Origin of the sequence: Rhizobium skierniewicense Ch11 (genome assembly GCF_023757665.1) — a bacterium.
Taxonomy (GTDB): Bacteria; Pseudomonadota; Alphaproteobacteria; order Rhizobiales; family Rhizobiaceae; genus Agrobacterium; species Agrobacterium skierniewicense.
Genome location: NZ_RXPG01000030.1, coordinates 418,232 through 434,877 on the forward strand (window position 1 = coordinate 418,232; position 16,646 = coordinate 434,877).

Annotated in this window: 13 protein-coding genes and 1 tRNA gene; 11 read left to right on the top strand and 3 right to left on the bottom strand. The window is 56.0% G+C overall.

Translation table 11 applies throughout. The features are described 5' to 3' along the window. Positions 1–6: 6 nt before the first annotated feature. Positions 7–615, bottom strand: a complete 609-nt coding sequence (locus tag EKM04_RS21830) for a J domain-containing protein (protein ID WP_174154868.1) — start codon at positions 613–615, stop codon at positions 7–9. A gap of 270 nt (positions 616–885) precedes the next feature. Here EKM04_RS21830 and EKM04_RS21835 point away from each other — a divergent pair, with 270 nt between their 5' ends. Both EKM04_RS21835 and EKM04_RS21840 read left to right on the top strand, forming a co-directional pair. Further along, positions 886–2,976 (top strand): carboxy terminal-processing peptidase, encoded by a 2,091-nt coding sequence (locus EKM04_RS21835; RefSeq protein ID WP_183893488.1) that lies wholly within the window; start codon positions 886–888, stop codon positions 2,974–2,976. A gap of 279 nt (positions 2,977–3,255) precedes the next feature. Further along, a complete protein-coding gene (locus EKM04_RS21840; protein ID WP_183893490.1) occupies positions 3,256–3,453 on the top strand; it encodes a hypothetical protein in 198 nt (65 codons plus the stop codon). Positions 3,454–3,701: 248 nt separating this feature from the next. On the opposite strand, the gene EKM04_RS21845 is transcribed toward EKM04_RS21840, so the two are convergent. Further along, positions 3,702–5,093, bottom strand: a complete 1,392-nt coding sequence (locus EKM04_RS21845; RefSeq protein ID WP_183893492.1) for an aminotransferase-like domain-containing protein — start codon at positions 5,091–5,093, stop codon at positions 3,702–3,704. Positions 5,094–5,244: 151 nt separating this feature from the next. Between EKM04_RS21845 and EKM04_RS21850 the strand changes: the two genes are divergently transcribed. The 6 genes from EKM04_RS21850 to EKM04_RS23095 all read left to right on the top strand — a co-directional run bounded on the left by EKM04_RS21850 (position 5,245) and on the right by EKM04_RS23095 (position 12,419). Then, entirely contained in the window at positions 5,245–6,165 is a 921-nt protein-coding gene (locus EKM04_RS21850; protein ID WP_183893494.1) for a DMT family transporter, read from the top strand. A gap of 85 nt (positions 6,166–6,250) precedes the next feature. Next, positions 6,251–7,594, top strand: coding sequence for a fatty acid desaturase family protein (locus EKM04_RS21855; RefSeq protein ID WP_183893496.1), 1,344 nt, complete (start codon positions 6,251–6,253; stop codon positions 7,592–7,594). Positions 7,595–7,643: 49 nt separating this feature from the next. Beyond that, the gene (locus EKM04_RS21860; RefSeq protein WP_183893497.1) at positions 7,644–8,870 is read left to right on the top strand and encodes a hypothetical protein; all 1,227 of its coding nucleotides are present in this window, start codon (positions 7,644–7,646) and stop codon (positions 8,868–8,870) included. 9 nt (positions 8,871–8,879) lie between these two features. After that, complete coding sequence (locus EKM04_RS21865) at positions 8,880–9,539, top strand: 2OG-Fe(II) oxygenase (protein ID WP_183893499.1); 660 nt, start codon at positions 8,880–8,882, stop codon at positions 9,537–9,539. Positions 9,540–9,915: 376 nt separating this feature from the next. Continuing rightward, positions 9,916–11,358: a DUF6880 family protein gene (locus EKM04_RS21870; protein ID WP_183893501.1), complete on the top strand. Its 1,443-nt coding sequence runs from the start codon at positions 9,916–9,918 to the stop codon at positions 11,356–11,358. 236 nt (positions 11,359–11,594) lie between these two features. Then, the gene (locus EKM04_RS23095) at positions 11,595–12,419 is read left to right on the top strand and encodes an SHOCT domain-containing protein (protein ID WP_252094094.1); all 825 of its coding nucleotides are present in this window, start codon (positions 11,595–11,597) and stop codon (positions 12,417–12,419) included. Between the two features lie 157 nt (positions 12,420–12,576). On the opposite strand, the gene EKM04_RS21880 is transcribed toward EKM04_RS23095, so the two are convergent. Continuing rightward, positions 12,577–12,666, bottom strand: a tRNA-Ser gene (locus tag EKM04_RS21880). Positions 12,667–12,891: 225 nt separating this feature from the next. Here EKM04_RS21880 and EKM04_RS21885 point away from each other — a divergent pair. Genes EKM04_RS21885 through EKM04_RS21895 form a run of 3 tightly spaced genes read left to right on the top strand, consistent with a single transcriptional unit; the run spans position 12,892 to position 16,638 of the window. Then, entirely contained in the window at positions 12,892–13,710 is an 819-nt protein-coding gene (locus tag EKM04_RS21885; protein WP_183893505.1) for an N-formylglutamate amidohydrolase, read from the top strand. Next, positions 13,707–15,581: a flavohemoglobin expression-modulating QEGLA motif protein gene (locus EKM04_RS21890; RefSeq protein WP_183893507.1), complete on the top strand. Its 1,875-nt coding sequence runs from the start codon at positions 13,707–13,709 to the stop codon at positions 15,579–15,581. Before EKM04_RS21885 ends, EKM04_RS21890 begins: the two co-directional genes overlap by 4 nt. A gap of 10 nt (positions 15,582–15,591) precedes the next feature. Continuing rightward, the gene (locus EKM04_RS21895) at positions 15,592–16,638 is read left to right on the top strand and encodes a glutathione synthase (RefSeq protein ID WP_183893509.1); all 1,047 of its coding nucleotides are present in this window, start codon (positions 15,592–15,594) and stop codon (positions 16,636–16,638) included. Positions 16,639–16,646 lie beyond the last annotated feature (8 nt).

A 16,646-nucleotide genomic window follows, 5' to 3' on the forward strand; every position in this document is an offset into this window, starting at 1 on the left:
AACGCGTCAGCAAAAGCCATTCAGCTTCAGTATCTTGTGTGCCTCGATCGTCGCTTGAAGCGCTGCTTCCGAGGTGCGGTCGCCCTGGTTGCCATCTGGGTGATGCATCTTAAGCCTTTCCCGGTAACGGCGCCTGATATCTTCAGGCGTCGCATCTGCTTCGAGGCCTAGCGTGTCGAAAGCCTTTGCTTCGAGCACCTTGAGCTTGCGTTTCTGAAGATCGGCTTTTTGCGCCTGACGCTGAGCTGCCGTCTTGCGCTGATTCAATGCTTTTGCAGAACCGGAGCGTGCGGTCGAGGGCATCGGAATTTCCGTCGACCGGTCGACCCGTGTGCCAAAGGTCACGCGGCGACCTTCAGCAGCTTCCTTTTGGTAGCGCGCCACTTCATCGCTCGATGGGGCTGACGTGAAGCTGTATCCCTTGTTGTAATCTCTGACATGCTCGATGCAGAACATGAGATACAGTCCTTCGGCCATGGGTCCAACAGGTGCGCGATGCGTACCGGTCTTGTCGCAACCGTCCCACTGACATTTCGGACCTGTCGGCTCGCTAGCGCTTGTCGATTTTTTGCGCGCGGACTTCAGTCCAACGAATATTTTTGAATCAGACGTCATGACGTGTGTATGGACTCAGTGCGCCATCCCGGCAAGGGTTTTTGCGCGACCTGCCCAATGGTTTTTGCGCACCCGATATGCATGGAGGGAATTGCGCGCCATTTATCTGTGAGACGATGGTGGGAAATTGATGATGAATTGGCTGCTGCACATCGTGTAATGATCGCATCATTGTGTTCAAGACACACGGTGCGGACTTGTTAAAAAATCACAATTGCTCTCTAGATTTCAGTAGAGTTGATTCAAGACGTCGATAAGGAATAACGCTGAATGCGCATGAAGTATGGTTTTGTTGGCTTAATTCTGTTTGTTGCGTCCTCTGCTTTTTCTCAAGAGCTCGCGAAACCTCCTGTCTTGGAGCCATCCAGCACTCAGGCGCAAGCCGCCAATCTGAGTGCGCAGTTCCTTGGGAGGTATGCCTATAAGCCTGTTCCGCTCGATGACGCGCTCTCCGCAAAAATCATGGACAAGTTCATCAAGTCTCTCGACCCGGACAGGATGCTGTTCATGCAGGCTGATATCGACACCTTCATGGTTGGCAAAAACAGCATCGATAACGGGATACTGGACGAAAACCTAGAAATTCCGTTTTCCATTTTCAACGTTTATACCCAGCGGGTCGTCGATCGCATGACCTACGCCCGTGGCCTGCTCAAGCAGCCGTTCGATTTCACAGCAAAAGAAGAATATTCGCTTTTCCGAGAGGATGCCCCATGGGCGCAATCTGCGCAGGAGAGCAATGAGCTTTGGCGCAAGCGGGTTAAAAGTGACTGGCTGCGTCTGAAGCTGGCGGGTCAGGCCGATACGGCGATTCGTGATACTCTGGACAAGCGTTACAAGAATATTCTGGAGCGCGTTTATCCCTACAAGAGCGACGACGTGTTCCAGACGTTCATGGCCGCCTACACAACGGCAGTGGATCCTCATACCGACTATTTCAGTGCCGCAGCGTCCAACGAGTTCGACATCTCGATGAGACTTTCTCTGGTTGGTATCGGTGCCGTTCTGCAGGAACGTGATGGTTACACCACAATTCGTGAACTCGTTGCAGGTGGTCCGGCCCAATTGTCCGGAAAACTTGCCGTTGGCGATCGCATCATTGGCGTGGGGCAGGGTCAGGATGGCGAGATTAAAGAGGTTGTCGGAACCCGGCTGGATGAAGTGGTCCAAATGATACGGGGTGAAAAAGACTCCACCGTTCGACTGGATATCTTGCCTGCAGATGCGGGTGGAAATGCAAACCACCGTGTTATCACTCTCATCAGAGACAAGGTCAGCCTGGAAAAACAGGCCGCTCAAAAGACGATCGTCCCCGTGCTCAAGGATGGTGTCACGCGCAAAATTGGCGTGATCACGCTGCCGACCTTTTACGAGGATTTTGAAGCGCGCCGAAAAGGTGACAAGAATTACAGAAGCGCCAGCCGAGATGTTGCCAAGCTGCTTGGAGAGTTGAAGCAGGAGAATGTGGACGGCGTGCTTGTCGATCTGCGTGACAATGGCGGCGGATCCCTGTCGGAGGCAATTGATTTGACCGGCTTGTTTGTCGGCAAGGGGCCGGTTGTCCAGCAGCGGGACGCAGAGGGCAAGATCAAGGTCGAAAGCGATGATCTGTCAACGCCGGCATGGTCAGGTCCCGTCGGCGTTCTGATCAACCGCGGTTCTGCTTCGGCCTCGGAAATTTTCGCGGCCGCCATACAGGATTATGGCCGTGGGGTGATCGTGGGCGAGCCGAGTTTCGGTAAGGGTACGGTCCAGACGGTTGTCGATCTCGATCAGGTTGCCCGCAACACCAAGCCGGAATTCGGCCAGCTGAAACTCACCATCGCACAGTTTTTCCGTATCGATGGTGGCACGACGCAATTGCATGGTGTCACACCCGACATCAGCCTGCCGGGTCTGTCCGATCCCAAGCTGCTGGGTGAATCGAGCTACGACAACGCATTGCCGTTTTCCGAAATCAAGCCTGCGAAATATGCCGCTAAAGGAACGACAAGCGCTCTGTTGCCGCAACTCCAAAGCCGCCATGAGGCCCGTATCAAGGACGACAAGGCTTTTCAGCGATTTGAAGCGGATGTCGCCGACCTCAAGGCCCAACGCGAGAAACGAACTTTGTCTCTCAATGAAGCTGAACGCAGGAATGAAATGACCGCGTTGGCGGATCGTCTGAAAGCGCGCGGAGAGGCAGACGACGGGGTTATGCGCGGTAGTGATGATGGTTTGCAAGCAAACGAGCGCAGTCTAAGTGCTAATCTCGCGATCGAGACCGCTCGGAAAAATGCAAAAGACGTTCTACAGATCGAGGCAGCAACGATCGTTGCCGATGAGGCAGACCTGTCGCAGGACGTCAAGAAAAAGCAGTAAAGTCTGCAAAACAGGCTCAAAAGCATCAAGTCGCCGACCAGAGCTCACATGCAGGTCGGCGGCTTTTCTTCGACGTCGGTGGGTAACATGTGTCGCCCAATCGAGCGGATTGTCCAAAAGAAAATCGCCATGAAGATCATACCGCGGTGGATGATGCATGTGACCTCCATGGTCTGAAGGCCGTTTCACTTTATCCGTTTAAGCCGCGAAATAACGATAGTTCTGGAACCTGTTGGCGTACCACCAGTTTGCTTGGCAGTACCCTAAAGGAGAAATGTCATGAGAGATATCAACCCGGCTCCAGATAACCCCGCAGAAACGCCACGCGGCCCAACGTCGACACCCGGCATTCCAGATCGCGTGCAGGAAAAGCCACCCGTCCCGCCCATCAGTGATCCCGGTGACACGAAAAACCCAAACGATCCGACACTCAACCCAGCCTTGTTGCCGATCGGCGACCCGGCTGGTGCTGCCTGATGCCTATGACGTTTTGAATGAGGCGCGGCCCGACCGCGTCTCATTCGCGTAATGCGGCAATGGACTCACCTGTTGATCGCGGCATCTTTTGCGCCGACGACGTTCGTGAAGATTAAATCTGTTGTTATGCAGTGATTGAAGACAACAAATTTGTGTGCGCTGATTGACACCCCGGTCAAACCGCTAAGCCTGCGCGCGTGTGGGGGAGGGGCTCTCGTCTAGCCGGTTCATCCCAGTTATAGGGCCTGTTACGTCGAGATGAGCAAGGGTCGCAGCGAATTGAGACCTGCTGTGAGATCCTCGAAACTGGGCGCACCCAGACAGAGCCGCAGTCCCGACTGGCCATCTCCGGACCCTTCGATAGAACTTGGCGGTGTGATGGCAATGCCGTTCACGACCGCCGCCGACAAAACCTCTTCGGCTTTCTCGGCGGGCATCGGCAGCCAGATATGGAAGCCTCCGTCCTTGGATTTGAGCGCGACGTCCGGGCCCAGTAGTTCTTGCGCCGCCCGTGTCCGGCGTTGAGATTCTGTACGCACGTCGTCAATGATGATCCGAGCGGCACCAGTCTCTATCAGGCGAGAGGCAATGACCGTATCAAGGGACGTAGCCGTGATCATGGTTGCTTGTAGCCGACTGCTAATCGCGCTGAAAAAACGGTCGTTGGGCGCAAGGATAAATCCTGTTCGCAGAGCCGGGCAGACGGTTTTGGAAAGGCTGCTGATGTAAAAGCAGATGTCGGGCGCCAACGCCGCCAGTGGCGGTGGTGCTCCAGGGATAAGGGCGCCGTAAACATCATCTTCGACGAGGATGAGATTTAACCTTCGGGCAATCTCGATGATGTCCTCCCGACGCTTCAGGCTCATCACGCTGGTTGTGGGATTCTGCAAGGTCGGCACCAAATACGCAACCCGAGCCCCCGTTCGCCGGGCTGCCTCTTCGAGGGCTTCGGGCAAAATCCCTTCGTCGTCCATGGGAACAGCACACAGCCGAAGATCGTTCTGGGCCGCTGCAGATCGAACGCCCGTATAGGTGAAGCTCTCAACCAGCACAGTGTCTCCCCGCGCCGTGCTTACGGAGAAGGCAAGGCTGATGGCATGCTGTGCCCCTTTGCACACAGCCATCCTTCGCGAGTCTGCTGGCAGGCCCTGCGAGGTGATCCATCGTGCGAAAGAGACCCTGTGCGCATCGAAGCCTGCTGACGGGCCGTAGCTGCAGAAGTCGAGCCAGCTTTCGGGATTGTTGCCGAGTTCGGCAAACACGTCTGCAAGACGATAAAGCGACTGCACCATCGGTGGTTCATTGAGGGCAAGATTGAGCGTTGCGAAATTGCGGTTACGGATCTCTTCGGATCGTGGTTTTGCACTGGCGGTTTCATTGGCCTGACCGGCACGGGCGGCAAGCCCGCTGACACGTGTGCCTCGCCCAACATGCCCTTCAATCAATCCACGCGTTTCGGCCTCGAGGTAAGCTCGCGTAATCGTGCCTGGACTGACTCCCAGTGCCTTCGCAAGGTTTCTGTGGGGCGGCAGGGCGTCACCACCGACAAGATGACCCGACGCAACGTCACGCGACAGGGCCTCGACGATGCGCAGATAGATCGGCGCGGTGTCGACCGATCCTGTGCCTATTTTAGGCATCCACATTTCATCTCCTTACGCTTGACTCATTTTTTGTGACGTGACATTTTGTACTGGTGCATTAAATGCAAATTTTTAGATAATGCTCTAGTTCATTTTGTTCGACTGATGATATTATCAGCTGCACACGCTTGCAGAAGGAATTTTCTGAATGGCCTTATTGCAGAACGCAGGCGCGCGCGCCACAACCTCAGCTCACGAAAATATCGGCCTCATACTCGGAACAGTAGCGGTTTTGGCCTTCTCTCTTACGCTCCCTATCACGCGGTATTTAACGCACTATCTCAATACATGGGATATTGGTTTGGGGAGAAGTTGCCTTGCTGCAATGGGTGCGGTGGTTGTCCTCATGGCGACTCGTCAGCGGTTTCCAACACGGCAACAATGGGGGCGACTTGCTCTGACGGCTTCAGGTATAGCGTTCGGTTTTCCTCTGTTGACGGCGCTGGGCATGAAAACGGTGCCAGCTAGTCATGGAGGGATTGTCCTTGGTAGCCTTCCCCTCGCTACGGCCCTTATCGGCTGCTTTCTTTCTAAAGAGCGGCCATCTTTTGCTTTTTGGGTGGTCGCGTTGGTCGGCTTCGCCCTGGTTTTCACGTTTTCGCTCTACAGTCAGGGTGGTACAGCGGATTTGTCGTTCTATACCGGTGACTTGGCGCTGATCGGCGCCGTGGTAATGGCAGGGATTGGTTATGCGCAGGGAGGCATACTGGCCCGCTCCCTGGGGGGGTGGCAGGTTATCTGCTGGACCCTGGTTGCCAGCTTGCCGCTCCTCATACCTGCCACGATCGCGACGGCCAACTGGGATAATTTCGCTGCCTTGCCAGTTGTGCCATGGGTCGCCTTTGCTTTTCTTGCGCTCGTCAATTCCCTGATCGGATTTTTCTTTTGGTATCAGGCTTTGGCGATTGGTGGCATCGCTCGCGTTAGCCAAGTGCAACTCCTCCAACCGTTCTTCACATGGCTTTTTGCTGTTTGGTTCCTCGGTGAGGATCTCAGTCTCGTGACGCTGGTCTTCACGGCATTGACCATCGCCACTGTGATCATAGGTAAGAGAACACTCGTCCGATAACGCAATAGATCAATCATTCAATATTGTTATATATCAATTTAATTTCATACTAGACATTTTCAGCGATACAAGAGAGGAAATATTCATGCCTCGAGAGAATGCTTGCCCGCGCCTAGAATTGAGTTCCACCGGCAGTACAAGCCGTCATTCAAACAGGACCGACGTCGCCGATTTCGGCTCCCGCTCCTCGCGTTATGGCTGGGGGATCGATGTTCGCGCTACATATGCCCATCTTCCATGCCAATGGTTCTGGACCTGGCTGACCGGGAAGTATCCGGTCCGGCACGAGCCGCGCCGTCCTGTCGAAACGTTGCTCGCGCCCTGGCAGCTCGGTCTACAGCTTCTGTGGTCTTGGGGACTGATCGCAGCATCCTTGGTCCTTGGCGCCCACCTTTACAGCAGCCCCTACATCGGCGTGGTGACCAAGGTGGTCTGCACGCTGGCACTGTGGGTCATCGTAACCAACAGGACCCGCGGCCTGCTCCATACTTTCCACTATACCAACCATGGTGCCTCCATCCGCAACCAGCAACTGGCGCGGTTCCTCGGCAAGTGGTTCATGTCTATTCCGGTCATGCACCTGACCTGGGACGAATATCATCGCATCCATGCAGGCGATCATCATGCCAGCACATCCCTCTGCACGGAGGATGATCCGGATGAACAGTTCATGACGGACCACGGATTCTATCCCGGCATGCCGGAGCGGCTGTTCTGGCAGCGTCTGGTGCTGGCACCATTTCACCCGCGAGCGATCTGGAACCACATCCTCTTTAGGCTGCGACACAATTTCATTATTCCGGAGCGCTCTGAAATCATTTCGCGTATCGCCTTCTGGGCGGTGGTGCTTTCCGTCGTCGCGGCCACCGGTACGATGGACATCTTCCTCATCTACTACATGGTACCGCTTTTCGTGGTCACCCAGTATTCGTCCTGGTTACAGCACACGACCGAGCACCTTTGGTTTGCCACCCGGCCGGCAGACGTCCCGCCCTTCGTTTTCTATGCATCACTGACGTGGGGACGTTTCCTTGGTCGGCCTTATCCGCGCGATGAGCGGGGCTATCGCGGCTTGCTGTTGCGAGGAACATGGTGGGCGCAGGTTTTCCTCGTCGATCTCCCGGTCAAGCTGTTTTCCTTCATGCAAGATCTGCCGAGCCACGATTTCCATCACCGCTCGCCCCGGGTGAATTTCTGGTCGATTGCCCGTGAACGCGCGGCTGCCGAGGGGCTGCCTTCGAAATATGGTCCAATGGCCGAAACCTGGAGTCTTATCGAGAGCTGGAAAGTCGTCCGCGACCAGGTTTGCTACGGCGAGACAGATGCCTTCGGTATCTGGAAATGGGCACGCGAACGCGAACGTAGCGCACGACAGGTGAACCAGTGCCCATTGTGGGACTCTGCTCAGCGCGGGCGGGAAACCGCCTAAGTTTCAACTTCCACGTTTCCATATTTTCACAGTTCGTCAGGAGAAAGCAATGACGCCGGAAGCCGCGCGTGCCCACAACCTGTCTCATGGCTTTATAGACAGGGGCCTCAGTCAAACCATCTTGAAGGAAATAGCAAGCTCCACCAAGGCGCCGCCATCCGCGCCCTATCAGCCCGAAATCAATCTCGACCTGGAGATGCTCCACCGCCGTTATTGGGAAATACGCAACTCGATACCCAGCCTGCAGTGCCGAAATCTGCCTTTCTACCTGATGATCAGGGAGAAATACGCAGATTTCAGGTGGCATATCTCCGACGATGGGGTCGTCATCGATTATCATTATAAAGGGCTAAAACCGAGCCTTCTGTCGCTGCTGATGGAGCGGGTTCCGCACTACACTGCGAGACCCGCGGATCCGCTCGATCGCCTACTTCCAGACATCGCAGCCGAGATCCGCGTGGTATTTCACGAGGTGGGGATCGTCGCGCCGGAAAAGGCGCAGCTGGAGAAGCTGGCGCTCTGGCTGCGCAAGGGTCTCGATGGCGAGACCCTGACCATCGTTTCGCCGGTCTGCCCTGACTATGCGGTGGAGCCCATCAACGAAACCGAAGAAGCGGCCGGTAACGGACCCGACCGGCGCGTGCGCGCCCGCCGCCATCGGTTCACATTCGCAGGCCTCGGCGAGGATATCGGCGTGACGGCTGCCCATCTGTTCCAAGCGGCGCCACGGCTGCACGCGCTACTCTGCGAGCGGCTTGGTCTGGATGTCCGATATCTCGTGGCGCCCGGCGATTTCGAAGGGTTTTCCGACGAGACCTGCCAGCGCCTCGGCGTTGATGATGCGACCTTCCTGAGGAAGGTCGCGGCCCAGGCGCGGACGATCCAACAGCGGGCGCCTATTGCCGTTGCCAGCCATCCCTTCACCGACCTATGCGGCGGCCGACAGGGTTGGATGATGCGATGGAAGGAAATGCTTTTGCGCATACGGGACGGCGACCTGTCCGCCATTGGGCGGGAACCGTGGGTACGCGCCACCGCGCTCGGTCGACGCGAGCTCTATGATCGCTGGTACGGCTGCAAGAATCGGGAAGACGGTTTCTATCTCGATATCGCCCTCAGGCAAGCTGCGGAATATGCGGCAATGGGGCAGATCGTTGCCGCAAGCAAGGACCTGCAAAATCCCCTCATCCTGGGTGCGGACGACCATAAAATGGGGCGCTTTTATTCCATCGCCTCGGAAATTCCTGTTCTCTATCTTCAACGAAACTATGAGTAGGGCCAATATATGCTGAAGAATGTTGGTGAAGTCAGTGAGTTCCAACCTGTCCCGATCCCGATCACCAGCGAGCATTTCGATATGCTCGCAGATAGCGGTACGGCAATGTTTCCCCCCGAGATCATCTTCACGCCGGAAGAGCTGCAGCGTATCGACACAGCGCAGTCGCAACTGCCGGAAGAAAAGGTTCTGATCGGCGATGCGGGAGAGCCCAATCTACTGCATGTCCGGCGGATCGTGGTGGATCTTGCCGGAGAACTGCCGCGCCGGGTCAATTCGCCCCATTCGGACGCGATCCTGGCTATCCTCGACGACGAGAGCAGGCGCGATTTCTTTCGGCGGCTTCTCGGCACGGAGAAACATCTTCGCCGCTGCCAGATCAATCGCATGACCCAGGGGTCCTTCATCGGACGGCATGTCGACCGCGACAGCAACCCGGATTACGATGTGGCCGTGGTCATCCAGCTCGGCAAGAGCTTTTCAGGCGGCGAATTCGTCGTGCACCCCACAGAAAGCGAACCGACTGTGTTTCGTCCCGAATACGGCACCGTGCTGGTCAGTCGTTGCGAGGTCCCGCACGAGGTGCTGACCGTCACCTCGGACGAACGTACGTCACTCGTGTTCTTCCTGTCGGATCATGCTGGTAAAAACCGGCGTGTCCTTCCCTGAGACGCCAGTCCTGCAGCCGGTGACCACGGGCTGCAGGAAACCCTTCCTGACCAAGAAGGCTCGCAACATCGATCCCGCCTCCGTATGGGGCCGGAGCGAGAGCGACGCGTCCGACCGGGTCTGCGGTTTCTGCTGGTCGGCCAAAGGCGGCGCACTGTTCTGTCCGGAGTGCGGAGACACTTGGGTTTTATGCTTCGACGACGAACCTGTGCGTGCGAGCGTCCTCTGCGTTTAACGATTGCTGCCATCTCAATCTCCAGGTGCGATCGACATGACGCGCAGGAAGCCCCTTTGCCAAGGATAATTTCAGCACGCTCGCCTTGGCCAGAAGGACCAGACCGGTTAACGTTGGCGCGAAGCAAATCGAAGACGACGCATGGCAGCCAAGACGACACTCAACGCGAAGAACCTAGAGGTGCTCGGCGCACAAAGGCTTGCCGAGCTTCTCATTGAGATCAGCACTGGCAGCGCCGCACACAAGCGTCGTCTCCGGATGGAGATCGCAGGCAGCCACAGCAGCGCGGATGTTTCCAGAGAGGTTCGCAAGAGGCTGTCAACGATCATGCGCGCCCGTACATTCATCGATTGGCGCAAGGTCAAGGCAATGAAGATGGACCTGGAGACCCAGCGCAAGACGATCGTTGATGCCGTTGCGCCGCATGACCCCGCCGAGGCCTTCGAGCTGATCTGGCAGTTCCTGGCGGTCGCAGATCCGCTGTTTGGGCGGTCGGACGACGGCAGCGGTTTGTTGATCCAGAGCTTCCATCAGGCATGCCATGATGCCGGGGCGATCGCCAAGGCTGCGAATATCGACATCGACGTGCTCTCCGAAAAGATATTCACGGCATTGCAGGACAACGGCTATGGCCAGTTTGACCGGCTGATCACGGCCATGATCCCAGCTCTGGAGAATGAGGGCCTTACGCGTCTCAGAGCGCTTTTTGTCACCTGGTCGAAAGAACCGAAAGAGAAAGCTCGCAAGACGGACCGGACAGTCATCGGTTGGAGCAGTGCTGGCGCGATCTACGAGGACGAGGTCTACGGCAACCATAAAGACCTCACAATCCGCATCGCTCTCCAGGAAATCGCTGACGCTTTGGGCGACGTGGATGCCTATATCGCACAACAGCCCGAAAAGACACGCGCAACGCCGATGGTTGCAGCAGACATCGCCAACCGCCTCGTATCAGCGGGACGAGCCGAAGAAGCTTTAGAGGTGCTCGACAAAGTTGAGACGAACAGACGAACGGATGTCCCCTTCGAGTGGGAGTTGGCCCGTATTCAGGCGCTGGACGCACTAGGGCGTGGTCAAGAAGCCCAGGCATTCCGGTGGAGGTGTTTTGAGCAGTCGTTGAACGATGAGCATCTGCGCGCCTATGTCAAACGCCTGCCCGACTTCGATGACATTGAGGCGGAGGCGAAGGCGTTCGGCTACGCGCAGGCATTCCCGAACGTCCATCGTGCTCTGCACTTTTTCCTGCGCTGGCCCTCACCAGCAGAGGCAGCAAAGCTGGTCATGAAGCGAGAGGCGGAGCTGGATGGGGACCTCTACGGACTGATGACGCCGGTTGCGGACGCACTGTCCGCGAAACAGCCGCTAGCAGCGACAGTCGTCCTTCGATCCATGATCGACTTCACTCTGAGAAATGGCCGATCGAGCCGATACAAGCACGCAGCACGACACCTTGCAGAATGCGGCTCGCTGGCGAGCCAAATCGAGGACTTCGGGAGCAGACAGTCGCACGATGCTTATGTCGCTGACCTGAAACGAGAGTACGGGCGGAAGTCGGGGTTCTGGAGCCAGGTGCAGTCATCCTAGCCCGAGCTTGCGAGCGTCCTTCGAGTGTCCGTGCCATCGCCATGTGATCTCCAATCGACATTGAAGATCACGCACAGGATGCGCCTGAAGGGAGTTCCCGGTATGATTCTGGCGGATTTTTGAACCTGAGAGCCTTAAACTAACTCTGTCTCTCGATGTTGCCTCACGTGCTGCAACGCCTATCTTCACGGCCTCGCAAATGTAATAAGAAATTCCGAACCAATGGAGCGCAGCTTGTGATCAGAGATACTCAGGAACAAAGCATTGTCGATGGCCTATCCCAGCGACACGGCGTCAGCCAAGGCGTCATCGAGCATCTCACAATGGCGTTGATTGCAGGCAACACCAATCAGGCGCAGTTCAATCACTCCGAGCTTGGCGGGATGGGGCAATGGTCGAACGGCGGCATGATCATGGTCGGAGACATGTTCAACAATGGCCTGAAGCATCGCGTTGACATGCTCTGCTCCGAGATCGCCGATCACATAAGGTCAGGTAGACTGTCTGGCCCGAAACTGGATCGGCCTCATCAGTCTCAAAGCCAGGGAAACGGTAACAGCTTTTTCTACCAGTCGAGTTCGCAAAACAGCTCCTGGCCGCAACATCTGGGACAGGCGTCGTCAACGGGTTCCCAGAACAACCTCCGCTACGCGTTCTTTCCGGCAAGCCGCCGGTTGGCCATCGATGTCAACGGACAGATCACTGTCTACGATACTCAAGATCACAACATTGGCGGCTTTTCCCAGCAACAGAGCGGCGACCAGTCCCTGACCTTCACATCCCAGCATGGTCTTATCCGTGTGGCTGATCTCGATATCGTCCCCACGAGCGACAACCCGGACGCGCCCCAAGTCCCACAGAGTGCGGCTCGGATACAGATGCAGCCAGCGGAAGTTCCGCCAATGGCGCCTCCAAGTGTAAGCGCGGTTCCAGAACAGACAGCTTTCCACCAAGACGACATCATCAGCAAAATCGAGCGGCTCGCAGGTCTGCGTTCAAAAGGTATAATTTCAGACGAAGAATTTGCCGCCAAAAAGACAGAGCTACTTGACCGACTATGAGGTCGGCAAAACGGAAAACGCGCTGGTCGACTTCATAGAAAGGCTGGCGTTCAGTGGAAAGGGCCGCAGTTGTGACGTTGATCAATGTGAGCCGAATAATAAACCGAAGATAAAGCCAGGTTTTTGACCAAAGCCATTGTCACCCCTGGGTCTGTTATGGCGGAGAGGGTGGGATTTGAACCCACGATACCCTTGCAGGTATGCCGCATTTCGAGTGCGGTGCATTCGACCACTCTGCCACCTCTCCGCGGGCACGAACTGTAAGGTTCGTGCGGGCGTTCTCTTAACCAGCAAACAGGATGCGCGCAAGGGTTAAATGGCTGCTCTGGCAGCGGCGGTGCAAGTTTTTGATGCTTTTGTGACCTGACACTGTTTTGCTTGGCGAAATGGGTCAGCAGAAGCGGTGCTCCGATCAGAATAAGGAACAAGTTCCCGGTTTTCGTGTTTCCAAATCAACGTATGAGGGGGAAACATGACAAATGGCGTCGCGGAAACGGCTCGTGGAGAACAGCAATATTGGTCGGTTGTATCAGGTGATTCTCCCGTCATCGCCACAGCCATTCACGATGGTCATGCAACGCGCTCTGAGGTCGAGGAACTGATGGCGCTGTCTGGCGCGCAGCGGCTTCGGGAAGAAGACCCGTTCACAGCCGATATGATCGCTGGACTGGTCAACCGCGTTGTTGTCAACCACTCCCGGTTTGAAGTCGATCTCAACCGTGCAAAAGATGAGGCGATTTACCTTGAGCCGCAGCAGGCATGGGGGCTAGAGGTGTGGAAGGACAGACCGCCCGAACAGGTGATTTTAAGATCCCTCAATTTTCACGATGACTATTATGCCACGCTCGAGCATCTGCTGATGCAAATGCAGGCTCGTCACGGAGCATTCGTGCTTCTTGATGTTCACAGCTACAATCATCGCCGCGATGGTGCGGACGAAAAGCCTACAGCGCAAGCCAAGGCGCCTGATGTCAACATCGGCACGATCTCGATGCAGAGAGACCGCTGGGCGGATGTGATCGACGCGACGATAGAGCACTTTAGCGCTGCCAAGATCGGCGGGCGACGCCTTGATGTGCGGGAAAATGTAGCTTTTCAAGGCAAGGGCGAACAGACACGCTTCGTGCATGAGCGCTTTCCTCAAAATGGCTGCGCGATTGCAATCGAGTTCAAGAAAATCTTTATGGACGAGTGGACAGGCGAGCCGGACGTCTCGATGATTCAGGATATCGGCAAAGCGATCCAATCGCTTGAACCAATCCTTGAGGATCTGCTGGCGGGGCGCAGATGAGTGCGTCACAAACCAAGGACTTTACTGAAACAAATCGAGGCCTGGAACAGGTCGCAGCGCTCTTGGGTGAGGGGAAGGCCATTCGGCAGGATATTGGCCTTGATGGACGGCTGCACATCGACAGACCATTGCCTTTCATCTGCCTGCACCTCATCAACGGCGCAAATGGGCTTGCGGCGCGTGACATCGCGGCTGCAAATGCGTCCTATCTGATTGCCGCCGACGTTGCGGAAGCGATGCCGATTCTGGATCTGGTCGGCACCGAGATGAAAAAGCGTTTCGGCGCCTTCATCGTGCTTGATATGGGCGAGTTGGAACACGACGTCCTCTTGGCGGACGATTCGCCATTTTTGCCGCAGTACGACGTGAGGGTCTCCGCCACGCCGGACCTCGAGGCGCAACATGCGGAGCGTGTTTTTGTCAAAGCCGTTTGCGACGCTGATATTCGGTTTCGGACGCCTCGCATTATCTACCCGGACGCTGAAAACAATCCCGTCTCTCATCTGAAGGCAGCCGGGCTGCGATTTTCCTGTATCGGCGTACGCTTCGCGCCCATTTATCGCCAACCGGAATCGGGTGCGGATTACCCCGGGCTTCGCGAAACGATGATTGCGGATCTGTTCGATGCGGGACTGCGTGCGTTTGCTGCATTTTCCAGCACGTCGGACATCTTGAAAGTCACGTCTCATCGCGCATTGGGCCGTAAGGCATTTGTGGACGCTGTGCGCAGAGCCGATCGCTCGGTCGATGATATCGCGGCATCATTCGATTTTCTGCTTTCGGTGACGCCGATCAACGCACGCAAGGCGCTTGCAGACTTCAAAGCGAGCAATTTTCAGTCCGCTCCGCATTTTCTTTATCGTCCTTTGAGTGTCGATATCGAGGAGCAGAAACGCAAACTTTATTCGGTGGCTTTTGATCACCTGGAAGACCCTGTCCTTTACAATCTCTACCGTGAAAAACAGCAGGAGATCGATCTCCAGCTGAGTATGCTGGCACATCTCCACAAACGTCAGTTCACAGATTTCAGCCGGGCGCTTTACGGCTCTGTCGAGCCGTCCTTACTTGCTCTTGCCCAGACCGTCCTGGGGCAATGCCCTCGTCCAGATCATGGCGAGGAGATTGCCATGGCGGATTGTTACGAGGTAACGAAAAAAGCGCGCGAAATGGTGAATGCCTATCACCTCGAAGATCCTACGTTCGACGCGCGTGTTGATATCCGTGACGATCTGCCGCCGGGTTTGATGGTATCTGGCAGCAAGTTGTTCGTGTCGCGACACACAGTCATGGAAAAAAGACGACTGGATGCATTGTTGCATCATGAGATCGGCGTTCATCTTCTCACCTATTTCAATGGCTCCGCGCAGGGTCTGCGGCTCTTCAGAACCGGGCTTTCGGGATACGAGGGTGTGCAGGAGGGCTTGGCCGTTCTGGCTGAATATCTCGCAGGAGGCATGACGCGTGATCGATTGCGGTTGATCGCCGGGCGCGCTGTTGGTTGTGCCGCGATGCTGGATGGTGCTGAATTTCTGGAGACGTATCGCTTGATGACGAGCGAACATGGCTTTGATGATGCGGCCGCGTTCAACATGGTGCTGAGAATTTATCGCGGGGGAGGGCTTTCGAAGGACGCAATCTATCTTCGCGGACTGAGTGAAATCCTCGAGCATTTGAAAAAAGGTGGCTCACTCGATCCGTTCTGGATGGGAAAGATTTCTGCGGCTCATTTTCCCATCATGCAGGAACTGGCGTTGCGCGGCCTTCTGCGTTCACCCGTCATCAGACCCGCATTTCTCGGTTCTACCGAAGCCCAGGAACGCCTCGACATCATACGATCAGGATTACCGATAGCCGAGATGGCAACCTTGTAAGGGAGGACACATGCGTATCGCTTTTTTCGTGAATTCAATCGAAGGCGAGCAGCCGACATTCGCGACGGGACTGCTGGCTATGGCAGCACTCAACCGTGGCCACGAGGTCATCTATCTGACGCCGGGTGATTTCACGTTGCGACGGGACGACTCGCTTGTGGTGCATGGCCTCGTGGTTCCACGCCAGAAATACAAGAAGACCGAAAACTTCCACGCGCTGCTTCAGGAAAAGAAACTGGAGCGGGAGACGATCGACATCGAGGATATAGACGTGCTGATGCTGCGGAATGACCCCTCTCTGGATCAAACCGCACGTCCATGGGCGGTTCATTCTGGTATTCTGTTCGGTCGTCTGGCCGAGCAGCGGGGCGTCGTTGTCTTGAACGATCCTGAAGGCCTGGCGCTCGCTCAGAACAAGCTCTATTTCCAGAGCTTTCCAGAAATCGTCAGACCGACGACGCTCATCTCGCGCAACGTCGAGGAAATCAGAGCCTTCGCCGATGCCCACCCGAAGGGCGTCATCGTCAAGCCTCTGCAGGGTTCGGGCGGCAGAAATGTCTTCAAGATCGGATCCAGTAAGGAGACCAATCTCAACCAGATTTTCGAGGCCGTCAGCATCGAAGGATATTTGATTGCGCAGGCCTATCTGCCTGCCGCAAAAGAGGGTGACATTCGCTTTTTCATGATGAATGGCGAGCCGTTGATGCGCGACGGTCAGTATGCCGCCCTTCGTCGTGTGCCTGCAAAGGGCGACCTGCGATCCAACATCCACGCCAGCGGCACGGCAGAGGCCGTCGAAGTGAATGATGCGGTGATCGCACTGGCAGAAATGATGCGGCCGAAACTGGTGGAAGACGGCATGTTCTTGGTCGGCCTCGATATCGTGGGAGACAAGATACTCGAGGTCAACGTCTTTTCACCCGGCGGCCTTTCGCACATTCGTGAACTCGCGAATGTGGATTTTACCGATACGATTATCGAAGCCATCGAAAAGAAAGTCGCCATGCAGCAGGCATCTGCGGGCATGCTGAACAACCGGTTGCTGGCGACGCTGTAGAGGCCGCC